The organism is Nocardia acidivorans NBRC 108247 (genome assembly GCF_001625085.1).
Lineage (GTDB): Bacteria > Actinomycetota > Actinomycetes > Mycobacteriales > Mycobacteriaceae > Nocardia > Nocardia acidivorans.
Genome location: NZ_BDAW01000019.1, coordinates 97,756 through 107,919 on the forward strand (window position 1 = coordinate 97,756; position 10,164 = coordinate 107,919).

At 66.8% G+C, this 10,164-nt stretch carries 12 protein-coding genes; 3 read left to right on the plus strand and 9 right to left on the minus strand.

What is annotated here, in order from left to right; genetic code table 11:
- Positions 1 to 2 precede the first annotated feature (2 nt).
- Entirely contained in the window at positions 3 to 638 is a 636-nt protein-coding gene (locus NA10_RS12270) for a TetR/AcrR family transcriptional regulator (protein WP_067567361.1), read from the minus strand.
- A 183-nt stretch (positions 639 to 821) separates the two neighbouring features.
- Here NA10_RS12270 and NA10_RS12275 point away from each other — a divergent pair, with 183 nt between their 5' ends.
- On the plus strand, positions 822 to 1,625 hold the full coding sequence (locus tag NA10_RS12275) for a class I SAM-dependent methyltransferase (protein WP_067567364.1): 804 nt from the start codon (positions 822 to 824) through the stop codon (positions 1,623 to 1,625).
- A 4-nt stretch (positions 1,626 to 1,629) separates the two neighbouring features.
- Here NA10_RS12275 and NA10_RS12280 read toward each other — a convergent pair whose 3' ends face one another.
- Together NA10_RS12280 and NA10_RS12285 are read right to left on the minus strand one after the other, a co-directional pair.
- Positions 1,630 to 2,043: a pyridoxamine 5-phosphate oxidase gene (locus NA10_RS12280; RefSeq protein ID WP_245677161.1), complete on the minus strand. Its 414-nt coding sequence runs from the start codon at positions 2,041 to 2,043 to the stop codon at positions 1,630 to 1,632.
- A gap of 175 nt (positions 2,044 to 2,218) precedes the next feature.
- On the minus strand, positions 2,219 to 2,821 hold the full coding sequence (locus tag NA10_RS12285) for a putative glycolipid-binding domain-containing protein (RefSeq protein ID WP_245677162.1): 603 nt from the start codon (positions 2,819 to 2,821) through the stop codon (positions 2,219 to 2,221).
- A gap of 123 nt (positions 2,822 to 2,944) precedes the next feature.
- Between NA10_RS12285 and NA10_RS12290 the strand changes: the two genes are divergently transcribed.
- Both NA10_RS12290 and NA10_RS36660 read left to right on the plus strand, forming a co-directional pair.
- Positions 2,945 to 3,601, plus strand: a complete 657-nt coding sequence (locus NA10_RS12290; protein ID WP_067567373.1) for a lysophospholipid acyltransferase family protein — start codon at positions 2,945 to 2,947, stop codon at positions 3,599 to 3,601.
- Positions 3,602 to 3,661: 60 nt separating this feature from the next.
- Positions 3,662 to 3,838 carry a DUF6374 family protein gene (locus NA10_RS36660; protein WP_157556429.1) on the plus strand — a complete coding sequence of 59 codons (177 nt, stop codon included), beginning with the start codon at positions 3,662 to 3,664 and terminating at the stop codon, positions 3,836 to 3,838.
- 2 nt (positions 3,839 to 3,840) lie between these two features.
- On the opposite strand, the gene NA10_RS12295 is transcribed toward NA10_RS36660, so the two are convergent.
- The 6 genes from NA10_RS12295 to NA10_RS12320 form a co-directional block, all read right to left on the minus strand.
- Positions 3,841 to 5,703 carry an amino acid transporter gene (locus tag NA10_RS12295; RefSeq protein WP_245677166.1) on the minus strand — a complete coding sequence of 621 codons (1,863 nt, stop codon included), beginning with the start codon at positions 5,701 to 5,703 and terminating at the stop codon, positions 3,841 to 3,843.
- Between the two features lie 235 nt (positions 5,704 to 5,938).
- On the minus strand, positions 5,939 to 6,715 hold the full coding sequence (locus NA10_RS12300; RefSeq protein ID WP_245677163.1) for an N-acetylmuramoyl-L-alanine amidase: 777 nt from the start codon (positions 6,713 to 6,715) through the stop codon (positions 5,939 to 5,941).
- A 37-nt stretch (positions 6,716 to 6,752) separates the two neighbouring features.
- A complete protein-coding gene (locus tag NA10_RS12305; RefSeq protein WP_067567378.1) occupies positions 6,753 to 7,169 on the minus strand; it encodes a MarR family winged helix-turn-helix transcriptional regulator in 417 nt (138 codons plus the stop codon).
- Entirely contained in the window at positions 7,162 to 8,535 is a 1,374-nt protein-coding gene (locus NA10_RS12310; RefSeq protein WP_067567381.1) for an MFS transporter, read from the minus strand. The genes NA10_RS12305 and NA10_RS12310 overlap by 8 nt, the downstream gene beginning before the upstream one ends.
- A 50-nt stretch (positions 8,536 to 8,585) precedes the next feature.
- On the minus strand, positions 8,586 to 8,873 hold the full coding sequence (locus NA10_RS12315) for a hypothetical protein (protein WP_067567384.1): 288 nt from the start codon (positions 8,871 to 8,873) through the stop codon (positions 8,586 to 8,588).
- 104 nt (positions 8,874 to 8,977) lie between these two features.
- On the minus strand, positions 8,978 to 9,967 hold the full coding sequence (locus tag NA10_RS12320) for a zinc-binding dehydrogenase (RefSeq protein ID WP_067567387.1): 990 nt from the start codon (positions 9,965 to 9,967) through the stop codon (positions 8,978 to 8,980).
- Between the last annotated feature and the right edge of the window lie 197 nt (positions 9,968 to 10,164).

The window sequence follows — 10,164 nt, forward strand, 5'->3', positions numbered from 1 at the left end:
CGCTACGCGGGCGGTCGCAGCAGACCGCGAGCCACCAACTCGAGGACCTGCGCGAGAGCGAAATCGACATCCGCCCGCGCGGTGGGGAGCGGTCCGTCGATCAGCAGCCCCGCGAGTCCGTGCACGGCCGACCAGGCGGCGATCGCGGCGCCGGGCCTGCGATTCGGGTCCAGTAGACCGGTGGACTGGGCCTCGTCCAGCACTTGTCCGAGAATGTCGAAGGGCTCTTCCCGGGCGGAATCCATTGGGGTGTCTTGCTTTTCGGACGACGCGACGGGATGCGCGTAGAAGGCGGTGCGAAACAGACCGGGGTTGGCCAGCGCGAACGTGACATAGGCGGTGCCCACCGCGCCCAATCGCGTCAGGGGTTCGGGGGCCGCGTCGATGCCTCGGCGCATCTGAGCGGCGAGTTCGGCGCGCGCGTGACGAGAGACTTCCGCCAGCAGGGCTTCGCGGTCGGCGAAGTGACGGTAGGCCGCGGAGTGGGACACGCCCGCGATGCGGGCCGCCTCACGAAGGACGACGCTGTCCGGACCACCTTCGCGAGCCAGGGCGACGCCCGCGTCGATGAGGGCCGTGCGCAGGGAGCCGTGGTGATAGGTCCTGCGGCGATCCGGCGAAGCATCGGCTGGGCTCATGGGGTCAAGGATGGCATATGCGGGCCGCGGTGTTGACAGCGGTCACATTCGCGCACACACTTGATGTGACCAGCGGTCACTTTGCTGGTTTCACGGATCGCTATCGATGCGGAAGGAAATCCGATGGCTCGGAATCGAGTGCCGACCACAGGGCAGATCGATGGAACGGTAGATCCCGGGAATATGTTGAGCGACAGCGTGATTCAGTACTCGAACGGGAACTCCCGCCGCAATATCGAGGACGCTCTCGTAGCAGCGGGTAAGGACCTGAACGATCTGCGCCCGGCGGATCTCATGCTCGTCGAGGACTTCCACACCATGGGCCGCTTCGCGACGGTCCAACTCGCGGATCTCACCAATATCGACGCCGATGCCGAGGTCCTCGACGCCGGAAGCGGAATCGGCGGCACGGCACGGTATCTCGCCGAGCGATTCGGATGCCGAGTGACGGCTGTCGATCTCACCGAGGACTACTGCCACACCTCGCGATGGCTCAATCACCTTGTCGGACTCGATGATCGAATCACCGTCCACCAGGGTGACGTCACCGCGCTGCCGTTCGCCGACGCCGGTTACGACGTCCTCTTCAGCCAGCACGTGCAGATGAACATCGCCGATAAACCGCGCCTCTACCGTGAGGCCCGCCGCGTGCTGAAAGACGGTGGGCAACTGGCCATGTGGGATATCACCACCGGCGGACCGGACCCCGAGTATCCACTCCCCTGGGCCGATGTCCCCGCCCTCGGCCACCTGGTCGATCAGAGCCGACTACGTTCTCTCATCACCGAATCCGGCTTCGAGATCGATCAGTGGAACGATCTCACCGACCAGGCCGCCACCACCATGCGGGCCATTATCGCCATGCCGCCCAACCCTCTCGGCCTGCACGTCTTCAATCCCAACTTCCCCGACAAACTGAAGAACCTCACCACCGCCCTCGCCGACGGCAGACTCCGCGCCGTCCAAGTCCTGGCCCGCCGCTCCTGAGCGATCACGCGTTCTGGCGTTCGGCCCGCTCCCGGACCAGTTCCTCCCACGCCGACGGCAAGGTCTCCTCGAAGTCGATGAGCTTCACCCAGGTCGGGGTGACGACAATGCGCACCATGCCGTAGTAGAGCGAACGCACCTCGGCCTCCCACTCCACCCGCTGTTCGGGTGTCATCTGGTAGCCGCCGTTGATCTGGAGGTACTCGTCCGGAATCCCGTCGACCTCATCCAGTTCGACGGTGCCGCGAATGAGCAGGATCTCGGGCGGATGCACCTCGGTGCCGATGGTGCGGGCGACCGCCGGATTCTCGCGCAGCGCAGGCAGTTTCGGCGCGTTCTTGGTGGTGCACAGCACGATCTGCGCACCAATCCAGACGAACGAGATGGGGATGCGGCGCGGGGTGCCGTCGGTGGCCACGTACGCCAGCCGGGTGACATCCCGGGCCAGCAGCTCCCGGCTGTTCGGACGGTTCAGAATCTAGGTGATCCGGCTCTGCTCCATGGTGATCGCTCCTTCGAGGCTGCCGAGCGGTCCCTCCGCTCGCTATCCCTGGGACGGAGCCGATCGACAGTTCTCGACATCACCGGCGAGATCAACCCGCCCGCGTCGCGATGCCCGGGTATTCCAGTACCAATCCGGCCTCGTCATAGATCAATTGGCTGGTGAAATCGAAGGCCGGAGCGAGGTACTCATAGCGGTAATGCCCATTGGTGTCCGCGGTTCGCTGATACTGCTGTTCGAGCCGGTGCACCGACAGGTCGCTCGCGCGGACATACGCCGCGGGCGTCGCCACCCGGGTGCCGACCGGCGGATCCATCCGATGAATCGGCAGCGCATTGGTCAATGCCGAGGACTCCAAATCCACATCCAGGCATCCATTGAGCCGCTGCGCGGGTTTCCCATCCACCAGCCAATGCCCGATCCCGGTGGATTCGAGCACCACCTCGCGCCGCCCGGACCACGATCGCCCGGTCACCCGCGCGGCCCGGGTATGCCAATCGGCGGCGACCGTAATGCTGTATTCGACGAACCAGGTACCGTCCTCGTCGAGCGCGGTGGTGCAGCCGTCTATTCGAAGACCGCCGTCATCGAGTCGTTCGAAGTAGACGACCTCGAAGCCCGATCGTGTATCCCGGTGCGACCAGGCCGCCGTCGCCGGGAGTGCCGCGAACGACATTCCGCCTCGCTCTCTCATGGAGGTTGTGTTCGGTGCAGGCAATCATCCGCCTGCACGGCTGAGTAGTTACCCGGTTTCGTGCTCCTGGACCGGCGACAAGGATGGAATCCGTTCGCGGACAATCGAGTGCGGGGGTAGATAATGGATTCGGGACTGCGGCCCAAGGGTCTGGGCAAGCGCGCCTGGGTGGTCACGCATTTCGTACGGCGCATTCTGCGCACGCTGGCCTGGTCGAACTTCGTGCACGTCACCGTGCTGGGCCGGGGGTTGGTCCCGGCGACCGGTCCGGTCATCATCGCGAGCAATCACATCTCCATGCTGGACGCGGTCTTTCTCTGGGGCGCGCTGCGCCGCCGCGCCGTCGCCATCGCCATGGCCGAGCTGTGGTCCTGGCCGGTGGTCGGCTGGCTGGTGCGGCGTCTGGGCCAGATTCCGGTGGTGCGCAAGGACAATGACTCCGGTGCGTCGGCGCTCTCACAGGCCGAGCGGATTCTCCGGCACGGCGGCGTGCTGATCATCTATCCGGAGGGCCGCCTGGTCGCCCCCGGGGAGAATGAACCGTACAAGCCGGGTGTCGCGAAACTGGCTCTGGCGACCGGTGTTCCGATCATCCCGGTCGGCACCACCGGCACCGATCGCGTGCTCCCCATGCGCCGGCTCCGCGGCGACGGCCCGAAATTCGACCGCCGTCAGCAGGTCACCATTCATTTCGGCGACCCGATCAACCCCGCCGACTTCGACGATCCGGACAAGCTCCTCGATCACCTACGCCAGCGCATCGAGTCCCTGCGCGCCTGATTCCGACGAAAGACCGCTCGGTATCGAACAAAGGTTCGACTCGAGGTAATCTCCCGTCCCATGCCGGAACTGTCTCGCCTCGACTGGGCGACGATGAACCTCGAGCAGGTGCGGCACCAGCTGCTCGACGCCGCCGCCTTCGGGAAGTACATGACCCCCGAACAACTCGAGAACGCCGCGGGCAAAATCGGCGAGGGCCTGCGCATCTTCCGCGAGGAGACCGGCCACCCGCGCTGAAGTCAGCTGTCCACGTGCACGTGCGGGCGCTGGGACCGGCGTGGGACGGCGCGGCGCAGGATTTCCCGGGTCACCGGGGCCACTTCGCCCTCACCGAAGAACATGAAGCGCACCAGATTGGTGAGCGGATTGCCTTCGGTCCATTCGAAATACACGTGCGGGGGCGCGCCGGTGCGGTCGCGAATCGCCAGCAGGATGGCGGCGATGCAGTTGGGCACCGCGGCTGCCTCGACCGACAGAATGTGGTACTTGCCGATCTCCAATTCGGTGACGAGCAGTTCGGTGCTGAATTCCGACGGGTCCTTGACGATCACCTCGAGGAACAGAATGGGTTCCGCATCGGGGATATGGCTTTCCCGGCGTTGATCGGCTTCCTTCTCCGCGTACTCCTGCGGCTCGCGCTTGTCGATGTCGTGCGTCACGATTCGGACCTCACCGCGCGCGGCCAGCGAATCGATCATGGCGGCCGCCTTCTCATCGAAGGTGACTGTGACAGCACGCAATTCGAAGGCGCGGCGGAAGCGCGAGGCGAACGAGACGACCAGCGTCGCGATGACGAACAGCAGGGCCAGCTGCGCGCCCTCGGGCTTCTCGATCACATTGTCGATGGTGGTGTAGATCAGAATCAGCGTCACCACGCTGAAACCGATCACCCGCGACCGCTGCTGCTGACGCGCCGCCGAGAGCGTCACCGCGACCGCGGCGGAGGTGATGAGCACCAGCACACCGGTCGCGTACGCCGCGCCCTGCGCATCGACGCTGGCATCGAAGTACCAGGTGATACCGAAGGACACCGTCGCGAAAACCAGTACCAGCGGCCGGATCTGGCGCGCCCACTCCGGCGCCATGCCGAAGCGCGGCAGATACCGCGGCACCAGATTCAACAGGCCCGCCATGGCCGACGCGCCCGCGAACCACAGGATGGCGATGGTGCTGATGTCGTACACGGTGCCGAAGGCATTGCCCAGATGCTCATGCGCCAGGTACGCCAGCGCGCGCCCATTGGCCGGACCGCCGACCTCGAACGCCTTCTCCGGAATCAGGATGGTGGTGATGAAGCTCGACACGATGAGGAAGCCGCTCATGATCAACGCCGCGGTGGTGAGCAGTTTGCGCGCGCCGATGATCCGCATGCGCGGATACTCCTCGGTGTCCTCCGGGCAGCCCTTGATCTGCGGCATGACCGCAACACCGGTCTCGAATCCCGACATGCCCAGCGCGAGTTTCGGGAACACCAGCAGCGCGACGCCGATCATGGCGATCGGATTGCCGTGCTGCGCCGTCAGCGCGTGCGTCCAGTCGGTCACCATGGACCCGTGCGTGATCACCTGCGCCACACCGACCACGGCGACAACCAGATTCAGCGAGAGGTAGACCCCGACCAGCACCACCGCGATGCTGATCGCCTCGCTGAACCCCTTGAGGAATACCGCGGCCAGCAGGGCCAGCAGCACCAGCGTGATGATCATATTGTGCCCGTGCAGCACCTCGGGCATCAGCGGATTCTCGACGATATGCGCCGCGCCGTCGGCCGCGGAGAGCGTCATGGTGATGGTGAAGTCGGTCGCCGCGAAGCCCAGCAGCACCAGAATCAGAATCTTGCCCCACCAGTTCGGCAGGAATTTGGCGAGCATGGCGATGGAGCCGCCGCCGTGCGGGCTCTCCTTGGCCACCCGGCGATACACCGGTAGCGCACCCAACAGGGTCAGCGCCACCAGCACCAGCGTGGCGAGCGGTGACAGCACGCCCGCGGCCAGCGCCGCGATGCCGGGTTGATAGCCGAGCGTCGAGAAATAGTCGACACCCGTCAGGCACATCACCTTCCACCAGGAATGCTGATGCTCTTTGGGCGCGCGCTTGGCCATGGGTCCGGGAATTTGGGAGTGTTGCTCCCCCGCGTCCTCCAGCAGCCAGGCCGCGAATCGCGAACGTGGCTGCGCCTGGGTCGTGGTCAAGAGAATCCTCCCCGGAACCCGTGTGTCCGGTTCCCCGGAATTGGCCGAATAGTCGTGGACAATGTACTCAGGGCAAACCGGGCACTGACACACCCCGCGCCGCGAGTCGCGCGGGCGGCTGTGCTAGCCGGGAACGATCCTCGCGCTAGCCGAGGTACGCCAGGACGGCATTGGTGAGCGCCGTCGCCAATCGGGCACGGCCATCGGGGGATTCGAGCACGGCGGCATCGTCCGGATCGCGCATGTTGCCGCATTCGACCAGTGCCGCCGGACGCTCGGCGAGATTCAACCCGGCGAGATCGGCACGCGGGTTCAGACCGTTCGAACCGACGTAGGTCGACGTGGTGAAGCCCGCGCCGACCAATCCGTCGCGCAGCGTGCTCGCCAATCGGCTGGACGGCTCACCCTGCGAATCATTCACCGCGGGCGAGGAGTACGCCACGTGGAAGCCGTGCGCACCCGCGGGCGCGCCATCGGCGTGAATGGAGACCACGGCCGCCGCGCCCACCCGCTGTCCGAGCGTTCCGCGCTCGTCGACGCACGGTCCGACCCCGGTGTCGTTGTCGCGACTCATCACCACGCGAAGCCCGCGCGCGCTGAGCAGATCCCGCATGCGCAGCGCCACATCGAAGTTGAATTCGTGCTCGGAATAGCCGTCGGCGGCATTGGTGCCGGTGGTGTTGCACGCCTTCGTACCCCCGCGGCCATCGGGGACCTGGGCGTTGATCTCATCGAGGTGCCCGGCGGTACCGCCGTTATGGCCGGGATCGAGCACCACCGTCCGCTCGGCGATCGGAAAGACCGGCAGCGCGGGCCATTCCGCCCTGGGTTGCGCGGGCGTCGCCGCCGCTCCGGTTCCCCCCGCCGCGATCAGTAGTGCACCGCAGATGGCCGCCATTGCTTTTCCGTGTCGGTTACGCACCCGCCCCACCCTACGGGCCGGGGCGCGCGGCGTGGAGTCACTCCTCGAGCTTGCGCAGCAACTCCGCGAGTGTGCGCAGTTCGGCCGGGGTGAGAGCGGCGACCGCGGCGGGCGCGGGATCGGGCGTGGCGAGCGCGTCCAGAATGAGTTCCCGCCCGGCCGCGGTGAGCGAGACCAGTTTGGTTCGCCGATTATTCGGATCGACCTCGCGCACCACCAGCCCGCGCTCCTCCAGATCATTGATGGTGACGGTGGCGGCGGGTGCGTCCATGGTGGCCGCGACCGCGAGCTGTTTGACCGAGATCGGGCCGGGCAGCAACCGCTTCATGACGCGAAATCTGCTGAATGGCAATCCGGTTCGCTCGACGATCGCGCGCCGCCAGCCATCCCGGCTGTCCATCACCAGGTGGGTGAGCTGCCCCCAGACCTCATCGGGGGTGGGTACCTCAGACATGGGCGGGGACCTTCTGTTCGAGCAGGGGTGCGACACGATCGCGGGTACGGTACGCCCACGGGGTATTCGCCGCTACACCGAGCATGGGGATGGCGAGCGCGAGCGCGGCAATGGTCCACCACAGCCCCGCCCCGGTGAGCGCACCGCACAGTGCCACACCGAGACTCACCCCGACCTGACGGCTGGTGGAGGCGACCGCCGAGGCCGCGCCCGCGCGATCCAGCGGCATCCCGCTGACGGCCGCGGTGGTGATGGGGGCATTGACCATGCCGAAGCCGATGCCGAACAGCGCGAAGAGCACGACCAGCTGCCAGACGGCGGTGTCCGGCGCCATCCGGGTGAGACCGACCGCCGCCGCGGTCATGAACACGCCCGCCACGAGCAGCGACGGCCGGGTGCCGTAGCGGCCGACCAATCGGCCCGAGATCGGCGAGAAGACCAGCATGCCCAGGGCCATCGGCAGGTAGAGCAGGCCGGTGTGCACGGCCGAGAAGTGCCGAGTCCCTTGCAGATACAGCGAGACGTCGAATAGGAACGCGCCCAGCGCCGCGAAGGCGCAGACGGCGGTCAGGGTGGCCGAGGCGAACGGGAAGCTGCGGAAGAAGCGCAGATCGATGAAGGGCGTCGGATGCCGGCTCTCATGCCGGAGGAAGGCCGCGAGCGCGGCGGCGGTCAGCACGAAGATGATCGGTTTGTGCTCGATCAGCCCGAAGACCAGGGTGAACATGAAGGCGATGGCCAAAAGCTGTCCGGCCCAATCCATTCCGCGCGGATGCTGTGACTTGGACTCGGGTACGAACAGGGTCGTCAGCACGAGCGCGATCGCGACGATCGGGAGATTGATCCAGAACACCGACTGCCAGCCGAGCGAATCGATCAACACACCGCCGACCAGCGGGCCCATCGCCGTCGAGATGCCGACCACCGCGCCCCAGACACCCACGGCGCGTGCGCGTTCCATCCGCCCGGTGAAGACGGTGGTAATGATGGACATGGCAACGGGATTCAGCATGGAACCGCCGATGGCCTGCAAAAACCGTGCGCCGATGAGGAATTCGATGGTGGGCGCGACACTGCACAGCAGTGAGCCGAGGGCGAAGACGAACAGGCCGATGCGGAAGAGGCGTTTACGGCCGAAGCGGTCGGCCAGCGCGCCCGAGAGCATGAGCAGGCTGGCCAGGGTGAGGGTGTAGATGTCGACGATCCACTGCAACCGGGTGAGCGGCGCGGCGAGATCGGTGCGAATCGTCGGAATGGCGACGTTCACGATGGTCGCGTCCATGGAGGAGATCAGCAAGCTGAGACAGCAGGTGATCAGGATGATCGTCTTGCGCTCTTTGCCGAGCTCGCCAACCGTTGTATTCACACAACGATTGTGAAACTAAAACTATTCGAGGGCAAGGGCCGTGTGCCAGGTCACTTCCGCGGCGGCCCGGGGACGCCCTCCGCCGACCCGTCACCGTGCCGCAGCGCGTAGTCGGCGAGGTAGAGCTTGGCGAGGGAGAGACCGCCCCGCGCTCGCGTCTCGTTCTCGGTGCCCCATTTGATGCCCGGCACCACCGACCGCAGCGAGATCGAGATGCGCGCGGGCAGCTGGGCATGCCGCCCCGGCTGCTCAGGCTTGGGTTCCCGCGCGACCGCCGGCGCCGAACACAGGCACGCCCCGGCCGCCATGGCACCGATCAGCGCTGTCCAGTTGCCCATTGCCAACCTCCGCGCCGAGCCCCGCCCGCCTGTCAGCTCGCCCGCGATTCCCGGCGCGGCGCACCCGATACGCCGACCGCGCGGCAGTGCGGGCGCGGCGGCGGTCAGACGGTGAGGATGGTGCGCCCGGCCGCCGCCCGGGATTCGATGGCGGTATGCGCGGCGGCGGCATCGGCGAGGGCGAAGCGCTGGCCGATCACGACTTCGAGGCGACCGCTGGCGGCTTCGGTCTGCGCGCGGTCGTGCAGCGCACTCCAGTCGGTGGCCTCGGAGGTGATCTCGAACAGTGTGATGACCGTAATATCCTGTGCCGCTGCGGCTTCCACATCGATAGCGGCGAATCCGCCTGCCGCGTTGCCATATCCGATGAGACGGCCGCCGGACGCCATGGCCCCGAGGCTGTCCCGGCCGATATCACCGCCCGCACCGTCCAGGACCGCCTGCACGCCGCCGGTCCGCTCGCGCACCTTCCCGACCCAGCCGTCCTCGGAGTAGTCGACGACGGCCTCGGCCCCGAGTCGTTGCGCGAGTGCGAGTTTCGCCTCACCGCGGGCAGCGGCGATGACCCGCGCGCCCGCCGATCGGGCGAGTTGGATGAGCAGGGTGCCCAGTCCGCCCGCGGCGGCGGTGATCAGCACCCACTCCCCCGATGTCAGATTCGCCCGGTCCGCGACCGCGAGTGCGGTGCGACCGTCGTGGACCAGCGCCACGGCCTGTTCCAGGCTCAATGCGTCCGGCACGGCAGCCAGGGCGTCGACCTTGGCCAGGACCTTCTCCGCGTATCCGCCCGTCGGCGTCCCCGAACCGATTCCACTGGCCGCGGTCGGGGTGGCGACCCGTCGCCCGATCCATGCGGTGTCGACGCCGGGGCCGGCCGATTTCACGATTCCCGAGACCGCACCGCCCGGCACGAAGGGCGGCCGCACCGGGAAGTAGTCCCTGCCGCGACCGCTGCGCAGCAGCGTGTCCAGGAACATCACATCGGCGGCGGCCACCGCGACCACCACCTCCCCGGCCCCGGCGACCGGGTCCGCGATCTCCGTAACCGCCAGCACGTCGGGTTCCCCGAACGCCTTGGCCTCCACTGCGCGCATCGCCTTGCCTCTCTTGCCGATTCGTAGGACTGCCGGTTCCCACCCTCCAACCTCGACAAGGGTTGAGGTCAAGGCCCACGGGCGGAGTTCGCCGCGAGCGGAATCGAGCATCCGGCGGATCACCGGATTTCCCGGCGAGACAACCCATGGCTATCTGATTCATTTCGAGACAGGCGTTCTTGACTTCGGTTCATACC

Bases quoted from the DNA above. Each gene is read 5' to 3' on its own strand.
- NA10_RS12285 (WP_245677162.1), bottom strand. From the start codon at position 2,821: ATGAGAGAGCGAGGCGGAATGTCGTTCGCGGCACTCCCGGCGACGGCG.
- NA10_RS12290 (WP_067567373.1), top strand. From the start codon at position 2,945: ATGGATTCGGGACTGCGGCCCAAGGGTCTGGGCAAGCGCGCCTGGGTG.
- NA10_RS12320 (WP_067567387.1), bottom strand. From the start codon at position 9,967: ATGCGCGCAGTGGAGGCCAAGGCGTTCGGGGAACCCGACGTGCTGGCG.
- NA10_RS36660 (WP_157556429.1), top strand. From the start codon at position 3,662: ATGCCGGAACTGTCTCGCCTCGACTGGGCGACGATGAACCTCGAGCAG.
- NA10_RS12270 (WP_067567361.1), bottom strand. From the start codon at position 638: ATGAGCCCAGCCGATGCTTCGCCGGATCGCCGCAGGACCTATCACCAC.
- NA10_RS12305 (WP_067567378.1), bottom strand. From the start codon at position 7,169: ATGTCTGAGGTACCCACCCCCGATGAGGTCTGGGGGCAGCTCACCCAC.
- NA10_RS12315 (WP_067567384.1), bottom strand. From the start codon at position 8,873: ATGGGCAACTGGACAGCGCTGATCGGTGCCATGGCGGCCGGGGCGTGC.
- NA10_RS12275 (WP_067567364.1), top strand. From the start codon at position 822: ATGTTGAGCGACAGCGTGATTCAGTACTCGAACGGGAACTCCCGCCGC.
- NA10_RS12295 (WP_245677166.1), bottom strand. From the start codon at position 5,703: ATGGCCAAGCGCGCGCCCAAAGAGCATCAGCATTCCTGGTGGAAGGTG.